The organism is Falsiroseomonas oleicola, from assembly GCF_019029495.1.
GTDB classification, from domain to species: domain Bacteria; phylum Pseudomonadota; class Alphaproteobacteria; order Acetobacterales; family Acetobacteraceae; genus Falsiroseomonas; species Falsiroseomonas oleicola.
This window is the reverse complement of record NZ_JAERQM010000003.1, coordinates 388,687-405,178: the sequence shown is the minus strand read 5'-3', so window position 1 is coordinate 405,178 and position 16,492 is coordinate 388,687. Positions and strand designations below refer to the sequence as shown.

Genomic DNA, 16,492 nt, shown 5'->3' with positions numbered 1-16,492 from the left:
CCAGAAAGGCCAGAGTAATGACCTTTTTGGGGAAGGAAAGCCTGTCCGCCATGCCGATTACCCAGGAGGCCGTGAAGACGCTCTCCGCCCAGCTCTACGACTGGTCGCTGCGCCGCGTGCCCGACGACACCAAGGACGCCCTGCGCCGCGCCCGCGCCACGGAAACGCATGAGGGTGCCCAGCGGGTGCTGGAGATCATGCTGGGTTCCGCCCTGCGGGCGGAACAGACCGACCGCTTCGTCTGCTCCGATGCCGGCGTGCCGGTGTTCCGGGTGACGCTCGGCGCCAATGCGCGCTGGGAGGGCGACCTGAAGGCCGCCATCGTGGAAGGGTTTGACGAACTTGTCGGCCGCATCCAGCCGCCCTTGCTGAAGCATGTCACGAACCCGCTGACCAATGAGCGCGGCTACAAGGGCAAGGACATGCCGCTGGTGACCTGGGAGGTGGAATCCGGCGTCGACTGGATCGAGATCGCCTGCCAGCCCAAGGCACTCGGCTCCGGCCGCTGGGCGCAGGCCGAGACCTTCAGCTTCCCCAGCCTCGCGGATATCGAGGCCTATGTGATGAAGGCGGTGATGCAGGCGGGGTCGCAGCACTGCCCGCCGGTCATCATCGGCGTCGGCATCGGTGGTTCCTTCGATGTCGCGGCGAAGATCGCCAGCAAGGCGACCTATCGCGCCATCGGCAGCGTGAATCCGGAACCGGTTCTGGCGGCGATGGAGGAACGGCTGCTGCACGCGGTGAACGCCACCGGCTTCGGCCCGATGGGCACGGGTGGCGACACCACCGCGCTGGCCGTGCATGTCGATTACAGCGCGGGGCATGGCTACACGCCCGTCGCCATCTGCTTCAACTGCTGGATCAACCGCCGCACCCGCGCACGCATCCACGCGGACGGAACTGTGGAGCGGATGGAATGAGCGAGCTCTTTGCCGACTACCGCCGCGTCACCATGCCGCTGTCGCGCGAGGATGCGCGATCCCTGCGGGCCGGGGACATGGTGCTGCTGGATGGCGAGATCACCATCACCGCCGGCCTGCCCACGCATCACCGCATCCTGAAATGCGTGGAGGACGGGATCGACCCGCCCATCCCGCTGCAGGGCCAGTCACTGCTGCATCTCGGCAGCTACAGCCAGGACAAGCCGGATGGTGGGCTGGAGGTTCTGTACATGAACCCCACCACCAGCACCCGCTTCAACCCGCTGATGCCGCGCCTGATCCGCCACTTCGGCCTGACCGCGGTGGGCGGCAAGGGCGGGCTGGATGCAGGGTGCCGGGAGGCGATGGCCGAGGTCGGCTGCGTCTATTTCTCTTTCCTCGGCGGCGGCGCGCCGCTGCATTCCGCCGCCATCACGGCGGTGAAGGAAGTCGCCTGGAACGACCTGGTGGCGCATTACCGGCTGGTGCGGCTGGCGGTGAACGGGCTCGGGCCGGTCACCGTCGGCATCGACGCGCATGGCAACAGCCTGTTCGAGACACTGTCACAGCAGGCGCAGGACAGGATGCCGGAGATCCTGGCGCAGATGGGGCGGGAACGGGTGGGGTGAGGAGGCGGGGGGTTTCAGCGTTGCGCTGAAACGCTTGTTTTCAGGAGCCCCCCTCACCCAACCCTCTCCCCCTGTCAGGGGGAGAGGGCTTTTTGACAAATTCAGCCGCGCATCATGCTGGTGGTCTGCTGCACCATGCGCGTCAGGCCGGCCGGCGGTGCCAGGTCGCCGCGCATGACGCTGGTCAGGATTTCCTGCTGCATGCGGTGGATGCGCGGGCCGTTGGCGCCGTAATCCTCCCAGGGCAGGGACTTGTCGGCCTGCATCGCGGCGGACCGCGCATTGGGGTTCTGCGCATACCAGGGGCCGAGGAAATCGGCGCCCTCGGCCAGCTTGTTGGTCGGCAGGTAGCCGGTCATTTCCACCGCCACCTTCTGCGCCTCCGGCCCCGCGCTGTACTTCACGTATTTCCAGGCGGCCTCACGCTTGGCGGCATCGCGCGTCAGGATCACCGCGGCATTGCCGCCGGTCGGCACGCCGCCATTCGCCGCATCGGTGATGGGGAAGGGCGCCGTGCGCAGCGGGAAGCGGCCGCCGACCAGGCCGGTGATGACGCCGAGGCGCGCCGGGCTGTCGAAGATCACGCCGGTGCCGCCGGTGCCGAATTGCTGGCGGTTCTGGTCGGCGCCGATCAGCCCCATGCCGGAATCGGTCACGAAGCGCCGCGCCATCGCCATCGCCGCCTGCCCGGCCGCACCGCCGAAGGCGACGCTGCCATCGGCGTTCAGCATGCGCCCGCCGCCCTGCTGGATCAGCGCCTGCCACAGCCAGTCGCTGTCGAAGGAGTTGATGTAGTAGGACACGCCCATCGCCTCCGGCACCGCCGCCTTGATGCGGCCGCCGAGCGCCACGACGCCATCCCAGTCCTTCGGGAAGTTCTCGGGGTCGCCACCGGCGCGGCGCACGAGCTCCGGATTGTAATAGGCGACGGGGGAGGAGGCGTTGAAGGGCATGCCGTATTGCGTGCCATCCACCTGGCCCAGCGCCAGCATGCGCCCGCTGAAACTCGCATCCTTCCAGGCGGCGCCCTCGGCCGCGATCAGCGGCGCCAGGTCGGCGATCTGGTTGCGCGGCGCCAGGGTGCGCGCCAGTTCCGGCAGGCGGTTGAAGCCGGGGAAGGTCACGTCCGGAAGCTGGTTGGTCAGCGCGCCGCGCAGCAGCGCCTGGTGCTGCTCGTCGTAATTCGGCGCCGGCTGGCGGAAGACGATGCGGATGCCCGGATTGGCGCGGGTGAAGGCCTCCGCGATCGGCGTGAAGAAGCGCGCGAAGGACGGGTTGGCGAAGAGCACGTCCAGCGTCACCTGGCCCTGGGCGCGGCCGATGGCGGGTGCGGCGAGCAATGCGGCGCCGCTGGCGAGAAGGGTTCTGCGGGTCGTCATGTGGTGGGTCCTCTCCGGATTTGGGGCCGCCTCAACGCGGCCCGGTCATGGTGATGCCGCGCAGGAAGGCGCGGCGCGCGGCGAAGAAACCGAGGATGAGGGGCGCGGTGGTGATGGCGGCCGCCGCCATCAGCGCCCCGTAATTCCCGCCCGTCTCGGTATCGCGAAAGGCGAGGATCGCCAGTGACGGCACCGACCGCTCGGCGGAGGTGACGACGATCAGCGGCCAGTAGAGGTCGTTCCAATGCGCCACGATCGAGAAGATCGAGAAGGCGGCGATCGCCGGCAGCGCGGCGGGGGTCGCCAGCCGCCAGACGATCTCGAATTCACCCATGCCGTCCAGCCGCGCCGCATCCAGCACTTCCTCCGGATAGCCTCGGAAGAACTGGCGGAACAGGAACATGCCGAAGACGGTGAGTGCGAAAGGGGCCATGAGCGCGAAGAAGGTATCGAGCAGCCCGGCCTGGGCGAGGCCCAGATACAGCGGCAGCGCCGGCACCTGGATCGGCACGCACAAGCCGAACAGCACCAGCCCGAACAACCACTCCCGCCCACGAAACTTCAGCTTTGCCAATGCATAGGCCGAGGGAATCGCGAACAGCAGTTGCACCGCCAGGATTCCGACGCAGACGATGACGCCATTCAGCATGGCGCGCGGCAGGTTGCTGCTGGTCAGCGCCTCCGCGTAGTTCTCGAACCCCGCGAAGCGCGTCGGGATCAGGTTGAAGACCGTGCCAAACACCTCCTCCGGCGGGCGGATGGAGGTCAGCAGCATCCAGAGGAAGGGCGCGGCCATCAGCACCGCACCCGCCAGCAGCACGGCGTGGGACAGTAGCGCCCCCAGAAATCCGCGGCGCCTCATGCGTAATGCACCTTGCGGTCGATCACCCGCGCCTGGATGACGGAGAGGATGATGAGGAAGGCGAGCAGCACGATGGTCATCGCCGCCGCATAGCCGGTGCGGAAATACTGGAAGCCTTCCAGATACAGCACGTAGAGAAGCGTCTCGGTCGAGCCCAGCGGCCCGCCCTTGGTCAGCACCGCCACCGTGTCGAAGACCTTGAAGGCGGCGATGGTGCTGGTGATGGTGACGAACATGGTCGTCGGCCCCAGCAGCGGCCAGGTGACGCGCAGGAAGCGATCCGCTCCGCCGCCCGCGCCATCCAGCGCCGCCGCCTCGTACAGATCGCGCGGAATGGCTGACAAGCCGGCGAGGAACAGCACCATGTTGAAGCCGACCTGCTGCCACAGCCCGATCATCGCCAGCGTGCCGAGCGCCAGATCCGGATCGTTCAAAAGATCGACGCCCGCCAGCCCGAATGCGGAAAAAATCGCGCTGACCGGGCCGAGCGAGGGATGCAGCATGAACTGCCAAACCGTCGCCATGGCCACCAGCGTGGAGGTGACGGGCAGGAAGTAGATCACCTCATAGAAGCTGCGCGTCCTGATCCGCGCATGCACCAGCAGTGCGATGCCGAGCCCGCCGAACACCGCGCCCGGCAGCACGAAGCCGACATACAAAAAGGTGTTGCGCAGCGCCCGCTGGAACACCTCGTCGCTGAACAGCGCGGCGTAATGGCCGAGGCCGACGAGGTTCACCGCCAGGGCGCCGAGGCGATAGTCGGTGACGGACAGCGCCAGCAGCACCACCAGCGGCCCGATCAGCAGCGCCAGCATCAGCGCGAAGGCGGGGGCGGCGAAGGCAGCACCCGCGATAGCCTTGCTGTTGCTCATGCCGCCACCATCGCGCCCAGCCGGGTCTCGATCCGCTGGCCCTCCGCGCCGAACAGATGCAGCCGCGCGGGATCGACAGTGAAGCCGAAACGCTCCGGCACCGGCTCCGTCGCCGGCACCCGCGCGGTCAGCGCGACGCCCGCCGGGGTTTCGGCATGCAGCAGCCATTCGGCGCCGAGATTCTCGGCCCGCCGCAGCCGCACGGCCAGGGTTCCGGGCGCGCCCTCCGGCGCCAGGGCCAGGGCCTCCGGCCGTATGCCGAGCGTCACCGGCCCCGGCGGCACGGTCGAATCGGCCTGCAGCACCAGCCCCTCCGCTTGCAGCACCCCATGCGCCTGGGCCGTGGCGGGCAGCAGGTTGATCGGCGGGCTGCCGATGAAGCGGGCCACGGCGATGCTGGCCGGCGTGTCGTAAAGCTGCGCCGGCGTGCCGAGCTGAAGCACCCGCCCGGCCTCCATCAGCGCCACGCGGTCGGACATGGTCATCGCCTCGACCTGGTCATGCGTGACATAGACGAAGGTGGCGCCCAGCCGCTGGTGCAGTTCCGCCAGCTCCGTCCGCATCTGCACCCGCAGCCGGGCATCGAGGTTCGACAGCGGCTCATCCATCAGGAAGGCGGCCGGGTCGCGCACCATGGCGCGGCCAAGTGCCACGCGCTGACGCTGGCCGCCCGAAAGCTGCGCCGGCTTGCGGTCCAGCAGCTTCAGGATGTCGAGCTGCCGGGCCACCACCTCCACCTCCGCCATGATCTCCCGCCGGATGCGCGGGCGGCGGGGCGAGAGCAGGCGCAGCAGCGGCAGGCGTTCGGCGAGCGACAGGCGCCGCATCTCCAGCGGCGTGGCGATGTTCCCGGCGACGGTCATATGCGGGTAGAGCGCATAGGACTGGAACACCATGGCGACGTCGCGCGCGGCCGGCGGCAGGGCATCCACCACGCGGCCGCCGATCGCGACCTCACCTTCATCCTGCGGCTCGAAGCCGGCGATGGTGCGCAGCAGGGTGGATTTGCCGCAGCCGGAGGGGCCGACCAGCGTCAGGAACTCACCCGGCCGGATATCCAGCGAGACCCCGTCCAGCACCGTCGCCGCGCCATAGCGCTTGGTGATGCCGCGCAGGGTGATACCGGCAGGAGGGCGGCGTTCAATGGGCACGGGGCATCCTTTGCTGCGGCGCGTTTACGAAAACTTCCATGACCTTGGCGAATGATCGTTTCATGACATGCGCAGCAGGTGCATCGCGACGCGGCGCAGCGCATCCTCCGGCGTCGGGCAGCGGACGACGCCGGGAACCTCCGGCGCCGGCGGCAAGGCCAGCACCAGGCGGTTGAACTGCATGGCCAGGGCCATTTCGGAAATGGTGCCATAGGCGCCGCCGACGGCGATCAGCGCGACGGCCGCGCGGGCCAGGATGGCGTTGCGGGCCGGGCCGATGCCGGTGGCCAGCGGCACCATCACATGGTCATTGGCGGCCGGCCATTCCTCGTCCGGCAGCAGCCCGATGGTCAGCCCGCCCTGCCGCTGCGCGCCGCGGCAGGCGGCCTCCATCGCGCCATTCTTGCCGCCACACAGCAGCACCAGCCCGCAGCGGGCGAGACCGGCACCGACCGCCTCGGCCAGGCGCAGCTCCTCCGCCCCCGCCTCCCGCGGCCCGATCACCGCCACCGGCACGCCGCGCAGTTTCCGGGCGGCGGACAGGGCCGCGAGCGCCGCTTCCGGCGTCACCTCCACCCCGCCCGGGCGCGGCGTCGCCTCGGCCCATTCCAGCCGCCAGGGGTCGAAGACCCGCGCGCCGTGTTGCAGGGTGACATCGCCCGCCTGTTCGTGCAGTCGAAGGTCCATTGGTCGTCTCTCCCAGGCGGATGGCAGCACCGGAACTTGCCGCAAGGCAAGCACAGAATGTAAGAAACCTTCCATGGACCTGCCGCCCGAGCAAGACGCCGCGCCCAACCCCCGCCAGCAGGCCATCCTGCGCCTGGTCGCCGAACAGGGTTTCGCCACCATCGAGGCGCTGGCCCGGCGCTTCGGCATCTCCGCCCAGACGGCGCGGCGGGATATCATCCACCTGTCCCAGGCCGGGCTGTTGCAGCGCTTCCATGGCGGTGCCGGGCCGGTGGGCGCGGTGCGGCTCGGCTATGCGGAGAAGCGGGAACGCGACCCGGCGGCGAAATCCCGCATCGGCGCGGCCCTGGCCGCGCATCTGCCGCCGCGCCAGTCGATCTTCCTCGATGTCGGCACCACGGTCGAAGCCGCCGCGGTGGCGCTGGCAGCGCGCGGTGGCGACCGCGTCTTTACCAACTCCATGGTCGCGGCCCTGGCCTTCGCCCGTGCCGAGCATCCGGCGGTGCATGTGCTGCCCGGGCGGCTGGGCGGCGGCGACGGATCATTGGTGGGCGCGGAGACGGCCGGCGCGCTGGCGGCGCTGTCGCTGGATGTGGCGGTGCTCGCCTGTTCGGGCTTCGACGCCGCCGGCAGCCCGATGGATTTCGACCCGGAGAAGGTGGCCATCAAGCGCGCCGCCATGGCCGCCGCCCGGCGCACGGTGCTGCTGTGCCATGCGGAGAAGTTCGGCCGCGACGCGCTGATCCGCATCGCCCCGGCCCGGGATTTCGCCACCCTCGTCACCGATGCGGCGGCGCCGCCGAAGCTGGGCCGGGCGCTGGAACAGGCGGGCGTCACGATCCTGCTGGCGTAGGTTCAGCCGGCGGTGATCCCCGCCTCCCGCACCACCTGGCCCCACATGGCGATCTCGGTCCGCAGCAGGGCGGCCAGTTCCTCCGGCGTCGAGGATTCGGCATCGCCGCCGGCGCGGGCGAGCTGGTCCCGCGTTGCCGGATCGGCCAGCGCCTGGCGGGTGGCGGCGGCCAGCCGGGCGATGACCGGCGCGGGGGTTCCGCTGGGGGCGAAGACCGCGCCCCAGGTGCCGGTCGCATAATCCGCCACCCCCGCCTCCCGCATCGTCGGCACCTCCGGCAGCAGCGGGTGGCGCCGGGCGGCGCAGAGCGCCAGAACCCGAACGCGCCCGGCGCGGATCAGCGGCACGCAGGAAGGCAGGCTGTCGAACATCGCATCGATCGTGCCGGCAAGCAGGTCGTTGGTTGCGGGGGCGGAGCCGCGATAGGGCACATGCGCCAGCTTCACCCCGGCGCGCAGGTTGAACAGTTCCCCCGCCAGATGCAGCGTGCTGCCGGTGCCGCCGGAGCCCCAATGCAGTTCCTGCCGCCGCGCCAGGGCGATGAATTCGGCCAGGCTGGCCACCGGCAGGTCGGGCCGCACCACCAGCGCCTGTTCGATGCGGAAAGTCAGGCTGACCGGCGCCAGGTCGCGCGACGGATCGAAGGGCAGGTCGCGATACAGGTAGCGGTTCACCGCCACCGGGCCGTTGGAGGACAGCACCAGCGCATGGCCGTCGGCCGGCGAGCGGACCACATGCTCGATGCCGAAATTGCCGCCGGCGCCGCCACGATTGTCCACCACCATCGGCTGGCCGAGCAAGGCGCCCATCTTCGCCGCGTAGATCCGCGCCACCACATCGGTGCCGCCACCGGCCGGGAAGGGCACCACCAGCCGCACCGCGCGCTGCGGCCAGGGCGCCTGGGCCAAGGCGGGCGCGGCAAGCAGCCCGGCACCAGCCGTCAGCAGCAAAGGCCGCCGCCCCCTGACCAGACGCGCCGTCATCATCAGCTCATCCTTCGGTATATTTTCGCCAATATTGCACCGCAGCAAAACGACAGGAAGGCTGGACTGTAACAAACCGGCGTGAAGACGCCTCAGGGTAATTCCACCAGGGCGTGGGGCAGGCCGCCGCCGGCCAGGGTCTCCGCCCCCTGCTCCGTGACCAGCAGCACGTCCTCGACGATGAAGCCCCCGAGGCCGTCCAGGTACCAGGGCAGTTCGAAGGCCATCACCATCCCCGCCTCCAGCACCACGTCGCTGTCGGCGGCGGTATAGGGAAATTCCTCCGACCAGATGGAGGCGCCGAGGCCATGGCCGAAATGGCCCCGCGCATAGCTGGGAAAGCCGGCATCCCGCATGGCGCCGAGGCAGGCGGCATGGATGTCGCGCAACGCCGCGCCGGGGCGGAACATCGCCCGGCCGATCTCGAAAGCCTGGCGCAGCGCGGCATGCACCTGCCGCGCCTGGGGGGCGGGCGCGCCGCAGGTGAAGGTGCGGGCGAGGTCGGCCGAATAGCCGCCGACCACGGCACCGACATCCACCTTCACCACATCGCCGGGCGCGATGCCGCCCGGGCTGGACCAGGGGGAGGCGCCGAAGCCGACATATTCCCAGGCCGTCACCGAGGGCGTGCCGCGCTGCTGCGCCACCCGCCGCACCAGTTCGAGGAAACGCTGCCCCAGCGCATCCCGCGTCGCGCCCTGGCGGATCTCGGGCAGCAGGCTGAGCAGGGCGGCCTCGGTGATCAGCCCGGCCTCCCGCAGCAGCGCGATCTCGGCCGGCGATTTATGGGCGCGCAGCCGTTCCACCATCAGCGAGGCATCGACCATCCGGGCCGGCGTGACGGCCGCCTCCAGCGCCGACAGATCGGCCGCCGGCACCGCCGAAAGCTCCACACCCAGCCGGGCGTTCGAAAGGCCCTGGTCGGTGAGCAGGGCGCGCAACGCGGCCAGCGCCGTCGCGCGGTCGAAGGTGGCGGGGCGGGCGAAGCCCGGAGGCCGGTCGGCGGTGGCGCGCGCCACCAGGCTCGCCGCATCGCCCGCGAAGGGCAGGAAGGGGCGGAGGTCGCCGGTTTCCGGCCAGATGGCGTGGCGATGCAGTGGCGCGCAGCCCGCCGCCTCCGCCGCCCCGGCGAACAGGTCGGTCACCACCACCCCCACCGGCCGCGCCGGGTCCGCCGGCACCACCGCCAGCGCCGCCCCCAGCCGCCGCCAATTCGCCGCCACGCCGGCCGGCGCCCCGGTGGCCCAGCGGAAGCTCTCGGGCGCGGCCAGCACCAGCGCATCGAGCCCCGCCACCTGCATCAGCCGCGCCGCGCGCGCCCGGTCGATATGTCCTGACATGGTTACATAGGGTTGCCCCTGGCCGGCGATTGTCAACGCCGGCCTCCGCCCCCTATCGTTCGCGTAACCTTGGTGGAGTGGGGACAATGCGGAAGTGGATGCTGGGCGCGATGGCCGCCCTGTTCGGCCTGGGCGGTGCGGCCGAGGCGCAGAATGTGGAATGGCGCTTCCACAACAGCTACGCGCCGACGCGCATCGAGAGCCAGCATGTCCGCGACCTCGCCACGGAACTGCGCACGCGCAGCAATGGCCGCTTCACCCTCAATGTCTTCGAGGGCAATGCCATGAACCTGCGGGACGCCGACATGCTGCGCACCATGCAGGGCGCGACGCCGGAGATGAGCTTCATCTGGCCGCCCTTCCTCGGCCGCGACGATGCCGCCATGTCCTCCATCCTGGTCTTCGGCCTGATCCGCAATGCGCAGGAGCTGAACCGGGTGATGCCGGCGCTTCAGGAGAGCCTGAACCAGGGCATCCGCCGCTGGAACATCGAGCCGGTGGGCTATATGCAGCTCGGCCTGCTGGACGCCGCCATCTTCTGCCGCAGCCCGGTCCGCACGCTGGAGGAATTGAAGCGCGTGAAGCTGCGCGTCGGATCGCGGGAGCAGGTGGAGACCTTCCGCGCGCTCGGCGTCGCCGCGCAGATCGTGCCGCAGCAGGAGTTGTATGCGGCGATGCAGACCGGTGTGGTGGATTGCGCGCTGTACCCGCCGCGCATCGTCCACACCATCAGCCTGCAGGAGGTGGCGAAGCACGCCACCAGCACCGGCTTCGCCTTCCCGCCCACGCCCTACATCCTCCTGGCCAACCAGGCGCGCTTCCGGGCGCTGTCGGCCGAGAACCGCGCGGCGCTCCAGGCCTCCGCCGCCGCCATCGAGCAGCGCAGCGCCCGCTTCGAACAGGATGCGGCGGATGACGAAACCTCCCGCGAGCGTCTGCGCGGCCAGGGCGTGACCTTCTACCCGACCTTCTCCGAAGCCGAGCAGCAGGCGATCCGCACCGCCGCCATGGCGACCTGGGAGACCCTGATGCGGGAGGCCGGCGGCCAGGGCCCCGCCTGGCGCAGCCGCATCCAGTCGGCCCTCGGCGCCAACTGAGTTGGGTCGGATCGACCGCGCTTTGCTGGCGATTTCCCGCGCGCTGCTCGCCCTTTCGGCGGCGGCCTGCGCGGGCATTCTCGGGCTGGTCGTGGCGGCGGTGGTGATGCGCTACGCCGTCGCCGCGCCCTTCTGGTTCACCGAGGAACTGGCCGGGCTGCTGCTCTCCGCGCTGGCCTTTCTCGCGCTGCCCTTCGCCATGGCAGGCAATGCGAATATCCGGGTGACGCTGTTGACCGATAAGCTGCCGCCATTGGGGCGTCGTGTCGCCTGGGTTCTGGGGCAGGGCATCATGGTGGCCTTCTGCGCGATATTCGCCTGGGAGAGCTACGGGCTGGCCGAGTTCACATGGCGCCTGTCGCTGATGAGTGAACAGGCGCGGCTGCCGCTGGCCCCCTGGGTGGCGCTGGCCCCGGCGGGGATGGCCCTTACGGGGCTGGTCGCGGCCTGGGCGGCGCTGCGGCCGCTGCCGGCGGAGAAGGCGCAGCATCTGTGATCTGGACTTTTCTTCTGGGCATGGTCACGGCGACCGTGCTGTCTGGCGCGGTGCTCGGCGCGGCGCTGGGGCTGACGGGCTTCGCCATCCTGCATTTCTTCGCCGGCGGCTCCACGCGCATCGGCGTGCAGACCGTCTGGAACACGCTGAACGAGTTCACGCTGACGGCGATTCCGCTGTTCATCCTGCTCGGCGAATTGCTGGTGGCCTCCGGCCTCGCGCGGGGCGTCTATCGCGCTTTGGCGCCGATTTTTGCGCGGCTGCCGGGCGGGCTGCTGCACACCAATATCGCGGTCTGCGCGGTGTTCGGCGCGGTCTCGGGCAGTTCGATGTCGGTGGCCGCGGCGGTGGGGTCGGTCGCCTATCCCGAGTTGAAATCGCGCGGCTATGACCGGGCGCAGACGGTGGGCACGCTGGCGGCCGGCGGCACGCTCGGGCTGCTGATTCCGCCCTCGCTGTCGCTGCTGATCTATGGCGCGCTGACCGATACCTCGATCGGGCGGCTGTTCCTGGCCGGGGTGCTGCCGGGGCTGATGATGGCGGCGCTGTTCATGGCCTGGATCCTGGTGGCCGCCCTGCGCAACCCGGAATTCGCACCAGCCGAAAGGCGCGTGGCGCTGGGGCAGGCGCTGCGCGGGCTGGTCGGTGTTCTGCCGCTGATCGTGCTGATCGTCGCCGTGCTCGGCAGCCTTTTTGCGGGCCTCGCCACGCCGACCGAGGCGGCGGGGGTGGGCGTCGCCGCCGCGCTGCTGCTCGGCTTCACGATGGGCGAGCTGGACTGGCGCGGCGTTGGCGCATCGCTGATGGGCACGGTGCGGACCTTCGCCGTCATCGCCATGGTGTTCATCGGCGCGCTGGTGCTGGCGCAGGCGATCAGCCTGCTCGGGCTGCCGCAGCAATTGCTCGCGACCGTCGGCGAATGGGGGCTTTCACGATGGCTGCTGCTGGCGGTGGTCGTCGCGGTCTATCTGCTGCTCGGCGTGTTCTTCGACGGGCTGTCGATGATGATCATGACCCTGCCGCTGGTTTTTCCCCTGTTGACCGGCGTGGGGTTCGACGCAGTGTGGCTCGGCGTCGTCGTCACGCTGATGATCGAGGTCGGCATGCTGACGCCGCCCGTCGGCATGAACCTTTTTGTGCTCGTCGGCATTACCGGCGGCGAGGTGAAGCTGGGCGAGGCGGCACTGGCCGCGCTGCCCTATTGGATCGCGTTGCTGGTGGGCGTGGCGCTGCTCTGCCTGTTTCCCGGCATCGCCACCTGGCTGCCGTCACTGGCCTTCGGCTGATCCCTCACGGATTCCGCTGCGCCAGCCGCAGCCCCGCCACATGGCCCCAGGCCATATAGGGCCCGATGGTGGTGCCGGTGCCGACGCCGCGGGTGCCGAGCGGGTTGGCGCTCGACGCCCCCGCCGCGAAAAGCCCGGCGATCACGCTGCCATCCGGACGCAGCACCTCCGCCTGATCGTTCGTGCGCGGGCCGCCCTTAGTGCCGAGGATCGAGCGGTTGAAGGGCATCGCCAGGAACGGCGCCTTTTCGAGCGCCTGCAACCCGCCGCGCCGCCGCTTGTCGCCGCTGGCGGCGGCATCGGCGGCGGAGGGGCGGCCGAAATCGCCATCCTTCTGCGCGGCGCAGGCGGCGTTGTAGCGCGCCACCGTCGCCTCCAGCGCGGCAGGGTCGAGGCCGATGGCCTGCGCCAGCTCGGCCAGGCTGCCGGCGCGGTGCATCCAGCCCGAATCATCCTTCGCCGCCCAGCGCGCCGGCGGCAGCCGCTCCAGCAGCCGCGCATCGGCGATCACCCAGCAGGGCAGGTGGATCGGCTGGCCGGAAGCGTCGCGCGCATCCATCGCCTCGCCGATATTGAAGACCAGTTCGTTCACGAAGCGAACCGCGTGGCGGTTCACCAGGATCGCATTCGGCTCGGTGTGGAAGGGCACGGGGCGCGCCATGAGGTGCCCCTCATGCCGCACGGGCACGGCCGGCGTCAGCGTCGCCTGGTCCATATGCGCCAGCGCCGCGCCGGCGGCTTCCGCCATGCGGTGGCCATCGCCTTCATTGCCCGGCGGGCTGCCGAGATAATCGACCTTCCCCGGAAAATGCGCCTCGCGCAGCGCCGCATCCCATTCGAAACCGCCGGTCGCGATCACCACGCCGCGCCGCGCCTGGATGGTGCGGCGCGTGCCGCGTTGCGTCACCACCACGCCAGTCACCGTGCCGGTCTCGTCCTGCAGCAATTCGACCGCCCGCGCCGAATGTTCGATCCGCACCCCGGCATCCAGGCAGCCGCGCAGCAGCCCGGTGACCAGCGCCGTGCCCTTGCCGCGGCTGTTCACCAGCAGCCGCCAGGCCAGCCGCGGCCAGAGTTTTGCCGCCGTGCGATAGGGATGGTGATAGAGGTCCGTCTCCACCGCCTCGTGATAGGTGAAGATCTCGGGGATGGTCGATCGCCGGATGCGAAACGCAAAACGCCCCGCGCGCCACCGGCTGAGCGGCAATGGCGACAGCATGCGCCCGCGCGGCTTGGCGCCGGGCAGGTTGCGCAGCGGGTCGCCCTCCGGCGTCAGCCGGAAGCGCAAAGGCGAATGCGCCTCGACGAAGCGCAGCATGGCGGGCGAGGCGGTGACCAGCCGCTGCCACAGCGCATCCTCCGTCACCGCCCAGCCCTCCGGCGCGGCGGCGCGGATATAGTCCAGTGCCTCCTCCGGGCTGTCGGCGATGCCGGCCGCCTCGGCATGATGGTTCGCCGGAATCCAGGTGCCGGCGCCGGACATGGCGCTGGTACCGCCGAGCCGGTCCGTCTTCTCCAGCACCAGCACCCGCAGCCCGGACACCGCGGCGGTCAGCGCCGCCGTCAGCCCGGCGGCACCGCTGCCCAGCACCACCGCATCATAGGTGTCGTCCACGCCTACTGCGCCTGGATGCCGCGTGCGCGCACCACCGCGCCCCAGCGTTGGTATTCCTGCGGGAACATCGCCGCGAATTCGGCGCGATCCCGCGTGCCGGGGATGGCGCCGAAGCCGGTGATGCGTTCGCGCAGCGCCGCACTCGCCACCGCATCGCGCAGCAGCGGCACCAGGCGTTGCACTCCCGCCTCCGGCACGGAGCGTGGCGCGAACAGCGCCTGCCAGCCATCTGCCTCGATGCCCGGAAAACCCTGCTCGGCCAGACTCGGCACATCCGGTAGCACGGCCAGCCGCGCCGCGCCGGCAATGGCCAAAGCGCGCAGCCGCCCCGCCTGGATCTGCGGCAGCACGGTGGACAAGGTGAGAAAACCCATGGGCACCGCGCCGTTCAGCAGGTCCGGCATCAGCACGCCCTCGCCGCGATAGACCACCGGCTCGATCCGCACGCCCGCCGCCTCGCCGAACATCTCGGCGGTGAGGTGGGAGATGGTGCCATGGCCGCTATTGGCCGCCGCCATCCCGCCCTTCCGCGCCTCCGCCACCACATCCGCCACGCTGCGCAGCGGCGAGGCCGTGGGCACGACCAGCACGAAGGGCGTGGAGGCCACCAGCCCAAGCGGCGCGAAATCCCGCACCACGTCATAGGCCAGCGGCTGCGGTTGCAGATGCGGCACGATGGTCATGCTGACGCTGCCAAACAGCAGCGTGTGCCCGTCATTCGCCTGCGCCGCCGCCTGGGTGCCCAGGATGCCGCCCGCGCCGGCGCGGTTCTCCACCACCACCGGCTGGCCGAGCTGCGGGCCAAAGATCTCGGCCAGCATGCGGGCCAGCGCATCGGCGGGGCCGCCGGCGGCGAAGGGCACGATGATGCGAACCGGCCGCGTGGGCCAGCTATTCGCCTGCGCCTGGGCGCCGCCTGCCAGCAGCGCGCCGCCCGCGGCCAGCGCCAGCCGGCGCGTGATGAGCTTCTTGTTCGTCATGTCGTTTCCTTTCCCCCACCCAAATCCGTCACGGCAGATGCGCGCCGGCCTGGCGCAGCGCGTCCTGCAAGCTGGCCACGTCGATCTCCGCCGGCGCCGCATTGCCCCTTGCCGCCATGGCGGCCGCGATCCCCGCCGCCTGGCCGATCGCCATGACGATCGGCATCACCCGGATCGCCGCATGCGCCTTGTGGCTGGCCGAGATGCCGCGCCCGGCCACCAGCACATTGTCGAAGCCGCGCGGCAGCAGCGCGCGCAGCGGAATCGCATAGGCGTGGTCGGCGCCAAAGCCCTCGAAATGCAGGCCGGCGCCCTTGGCCGGGTGGATGTCCATGGGATAGGCGCCCCAGGCGATGCGGTCGGCGAAGGCCTCCCCGGCGCGCAGCTCCGCCTCCTCCAGCACATGCAGGCCGTGGATGCGGCGGCTTTCGCGCACGCCGACCTGCGGGGCGAAGGCCTGGATGCGCCCCGCCGCGCAGCCCGGCACCAAATCGCGCAGGAAATCAGCGGCGGCGAGGGATTGGCGCCGCCCCTCCACCTCGGCGGCGGAGAGTGCCAGCGGGTCCGTCGCGTCGAAGGCGAGGCGGCCGATATTGAACCAGGCATCGGCCGTGCCCTCGATCCGGCTGGCATGCAGCGCGGCGCGCGCCAGCCGGCCCTCCGCCACGCCCTGCTGCGCCAGCGCGGCCAGGGTTATGGGCGGGATGGCGTCGAAGGCCGGCAGGTCGATCGGGCCGAAGCGGAACATGGCGGTGGCGGGCTGCATCACCTGGCCCGGCTGCAGCGGCAGGAACGCCGCGCCGGCCCGCGCCAGCAGGTCGAGGTCGCCGCTGGCATCGATGACGAGGCGTGGCGTGACGCGGCAGACCCCCGCCTTGGTCAGCAGGTCGACGCTGGCGATGGCGCGGCCCTGGCGTTCCGCGCCGAGGATGGCGGTGTGGAACAGCAGCCGCACGCCCGCTTCCGCCGCCATGGCGTCCAGCACCGGCTTCAGCAGTTCCGGGTCGTAGCAGACGCGGTCCATGCGGTGGCCGGTGGACATGGTGAAGTGGGAATGGCCGTCGCTGGCGCCGAGCGCCTGAAGCCGCGCCACCACCTCCTCCGCCAGCCCCGCCACAACGCGGCGTCCGGCCGCGGTGTCCCAGCCGACGAACTGGCCCACCGCCGCGGCGGTGGCGGCGCCGCCGAGGAAGCCGAAGCGCTCCACCAGCAGCACATCGGCGCCGGCGCGCGCCGCGGCGATGGCCGCCATGGTGCCCGACATGCCGCCGCCGGCGACCAGGATATCCGCTGCAAGGTCCATGCAGCGTCTTTACGCCGCCCGCCGCGCGGCGTCAGGGGT

At 70.7% G+C, this 16,492-nt stretch carries 16 protein-coding genes; 6 read left to right on the top strand and 10 right to left on the bottom strand.

Features of this window, described 5'->3' with window-relative positions:
* Positions 1-50: 50 nt before the first annotated feature.
* Both JJQ90_RS12765 and JJQ90_RS12760 read left to right on the top strand, forming a co-directional pair.
* Positions 51-920: a fumarate hydratase gene (locus JJQ90_RS12765; RefSeq protein WP_216875921.1), complete on the top strand. Its 870-nt coding sequence runs from the start codon at positions 51-53 to the stop codon at positions 918-920.
* Positions 917-1,549 carry a fumarate hydratase C-terminal domain-containing protein gene (locus tag JJQ90_RS12760; RefSeq protein WP_216875920.1) on the top strand — a complete coding sequence of 211 codons (633 nt, stop codon included), beginning with the start codon at positions 917-919 and terminating at the stop codon, positions 1,547-1,549. The genes JJQ90_RS12765 and JJQ90_RS12760 overlap by 4 nt, the downstream gene beginning before the upstream one ends.
* Before the next feature lie 101 nt (positions 1,550-1,650).
* On the opposite strand, the gene JJQ90_RS12755 is transcribed toward JJQ90_RS12760, so the two are convergent.
* The 5 genes from JJQ90_RS12755 to JJQ90_RS12735 are packed head-to-tail and all read right to left on the bottom strand — an operon-like array spanning position 1,651 to position 6,500.
* The gene (locus tag JJQ90_RS12755; protein ID WP_216875919.1) at positions 1,651-2,928 is read right to left on the bottom strand and encodes an extracellular solute-binding protein; all 1,278 of its coding nucleotides are present in this window, start codon (positions 2,926-2,928) and stop codon (positions 1,651-1,653) included.
* A 31-nt stretch (positions 2,929-2,959) separates the two neighbouring features.
* Positions 2,960-3,790: a carbohydrate ABC transporter permease gene (locus JJQ90_RS12750; protein ID WP_216875917.1), complete on the bottom strand. Its 831-nt coding sequence runs from the start codon at positions 3,788-3,790 to the stop codon at positions 2,960-2,962.
* The gene (locus JJQ90_RS12745) at positions 3,787-4,662 is read right to left on the bottom strand and encodes a carbohydrate ABC transporter permease (RefSeq protein ID WP_216875915.1); all 876 of its coding nucleotides are present in this window, start codon (positions 4,660-4,662) and stop codon (positions 3,787-3,789) included. Before JJQ90_RS12745 ends, JJQ90_RS12750 begins: the two co-directional genes overlap by 4 nt.
* The gene (locus tag JJQ90_RS12740; RefSeq protein ID WP_329959436.1) at positions 4,659-5,813 is read right to left on the bottom strand and encodes an ABC transporter ATP-binding protein; all 1,155 of its coding nucleotides are present in this window, start codon (positions 5,811-5,813) and stop codon (positions 4,659-4,661) included. Before JJQ90_RS12740 ends, JJQ90_RS12745 begins: the two co-directional genes overlap by 4 nt.
* A gap of 60 nt (positions 5,814-5,873) precedes the next feature.
* Positions 5,874-6,500 (bottom strand): TIGR00725 family protein, encoded by a 627-nt coding sequence (locus JJQ90_RS12735; RefSeq protein ID WP_216875913.1) that lies wholly within the window; start codon positions 6,498-6,500, stop codon positions 5,874-5,876.
* 73 nt (positions 6,501-6,573) lie between these two features.
* Between JJQ90_RS12735 and JJQ90_RS12730 the strand changes: the two genes are divergently transcribed.
* A complete protein-coding gene (locus tag JJQ90_RS12730) occupies positions 6,574-7,353 on the top strand; it encodes a DeoR/GlpR family DNA-binding transcription regulator (protein ID WP_216875911.1) in 780 nt (259 codons plus the stop codon).
* Positions 7,354-7,355: 2 nt separating this feature from the next.
* Here the strand turns inward: JJQ90_RS12730 and JJQ90_RS12725 are convergent, their stop codons facing one another.
* Positions 7,356-8,339 carry a Bug family tripartite tricarboxylate transporter substrate binding protein gene (locus tag JJQ90_RS12725; protein ID WP_230410608.1) on the bottom strand — a complete coding sequence of 328 codons (984 nt, stop codon included), beginning with the start codon at positions 8,337-8,339 and terminating at the stop codon, positions 7,356-7,358.
* A gap of 89 nt (positions 8,340-8,428) precedes the next feature.
* Positions 8,429-9,676, bottom strand: coding sequence for a M24 family metallopeptidase (locus tag JJQ90_RS12720; RefSeq protein ID WP_216875909.1), 1,248 nt, complete (start codon positions 9,674-9,676; stop codon positions 8,429-8,431).
* An 86-nt stretch (positions 9,677-9,762) separates the two neighbouring features.
* Here JJQ90_RS12720 and JJQ90_RS12715 point away from each other — a divergent pair, with 86 nt between their 5' ends.
* From JJQ90_RS12715 to JJQ90_RS12705, 3 genes are read left to right on the top strand one after another with little or no spacing between them, the layout of a single operon-like run.
* Positions 9,763-10,773, top strand: a complete 1,011-nt coding sequence (locus JJQ90_RS12715) for a TRAP transporter substrate-binding protein (protein WP_216875907.1) — start codon at positions 9,763-9,765, stop codon at positions 10,771-10,773.
* A 1-nt stretch (position 10,774) separates the two neighbouring features.
* Positions 10,775-11,269 carry a TRAP transporter small permease gene (locus tag JJQ90_RS12710; protein ID WP_216875905.1) on the top strand — a complete coding sequence of 165 codons (495 nt, stop codon included), beginning with the start codon at positions 10,775-10,777 and terminating at the stop codon, positions 11,267-11,269.
* Complete coding sequence (locus JJQ90_RS12705; RefSeq protein WP_216875903.1) at positions 11,266-12,555, top strand: TRAP transporter large permease; 1,290 nt, start codon at positions 11,266-11,268, stop codon at positions 12,553-12,555. Before JJQ90_RS12710 ends, JJQ90_RS12705 begins: the two co-directional genes overlap by 4 nt.
* Before the next feature lie 4 nt (positions 12,556-12,559).
* Here the strand turns inward: JJQ90_RS12705 and JJQ90_RS12700 are convergent, their stop codons facing one another.
* Genes JJQ90_RS12700 through JJQ90_RS12690 form a run of 3 tightly spaced genes read right to left on the bottom strand, consistent with a single transcriptional unit; the run spans position 12,560 to position 16,453 of the window.
* Positions 12,560-14,170: an FAD-dependent oxidoreductase gene (locus tag JJQ90_RS12700; protein WP_216875901.1), complete on the bottom strand. Its 1,611-nt coding sequence runs from the start codon at positions 14,168-14,170 to the stop codon at positions 12,560-12,562.
* Positions 14,171-14,172: 2 nt separating this feature from the next.
* Positions 14,173-15,150: a Bug family tripartite tricarboxylate transporter substrate binding protein gene (locus tag JJQ90_RS12695; RefSeq protein ID WP_216875899.1), complete on the bottom strand. Its 978-nt coding sequence runs from the start codon at positions 15,148-15,150 to the stop codon at positions 14,173-14,175.
* A 28-nt stretch (positions 15,151-15,178) separates the two neighbouring features.
* Complete coding sequence (locus tag JJQ90_RS12690) at positions 15,179-16,453, bottom strand: FAD-dependent oxidoreductase (RefSeq protein ID WP_216875897.1); 1,275 nt, start codon at positions 16,451-16,453, stop codon at positions 15,179-15,181.
* Positions 16,454-16,492: the final 39 nt, after the last annotated feature.

Excerpts from the sequence above, each read along its gene's own strand:
- JJQ90_RS12750 (WP_216875917.1), bottom strand. The coding sequence starts at position 3,790 with ATGAGGCGCCGCGGATTTCTGGGGGCGCTACTGTCCCACGCCGTGCTG.
- JJQ90_RS12755 (WP_216875919.1), bottom strand. The coding sequence starts at position 2,928 with ATGACGACCCGCAGAACCCTTCTCGCCAGCGGCGCCGCATTGCTCGCC.
- JJQ90_RS12715 (WP_216875907.1), top strand. The coding sequence starts at position 9,763 with ATGCGGAAGTGGATGCTGGGCGCGATGGCCGCCCTGTTCGGCCTGGGC.
- JJQ90_RS12745 (WP_216875915.1), bottom strand. The coding sequence starts at position 4,662 with ATGAGCAACAGCAAGGCTATCGCGGGTGCTGCCTTCGCCGCCCCCGCC.
- JJQ90_RS12760 (WP_216875920.1), top strand. The coding sequence starts at position 917 with ATGAGCGAGCTCTTTGCCGACTACCGCCGCGTCACCATGCCGCTGTCG.
- JJQ90_RS12690 (WP_216875897.1), bottom strand. The coding sequence starts at position 16,453 with ATGGACCTTGCAGCGGATATCCTGGTCGCCGGCGGCGGCATGTCGGGC.
- JJQ90_RS12720 (WP_216875909.1), bottom strand. The coding sequence starts at position 9,676 with ATGTCAGGACATATCGACCGGGCGCGCGCGGCGCGGCTGATGCAGGTG.
- JJQ90_RS12735 (WP_216875913.1), bottom strand. The coding sequence starts at position 6,500 with ATGGACCTTCGACTGCACGAACAGGCGGGCGATGTCACCCTGCAACAC.
- JJQ90_RS12695 (WP_216875899.1), bottom strand. The coding sequence starts at position 15,150 with ATGACGAACAAGAAGCTCATCACGCGCCGGCTGGCGCTGGCCGCGGGC.
- JJQ90_RS12730 (WP_216875911.1), top strand. The coding sequence starts at position 6,574 with ATGGACCTGCCGCCCGAGCAAGACGCCGCGCCCAACCCCCGCCAGCAG.
- JJQ90_RS12765 (WP_216875921.1), top strand. The coding sequence starts at position 51 with ATGCCGATTACCCAGGAGGCCGTGAAGACGCTCTCCGCCCAGCTCTAC.
- JJQ90_RS12725 (WP_230410608.1), bottom strand. The coding sequence starts at position 8,339 with ATGATGACGGCGCGTCTGGTCAGGGGGCGGCGGCCTTTGCTGCTGACG.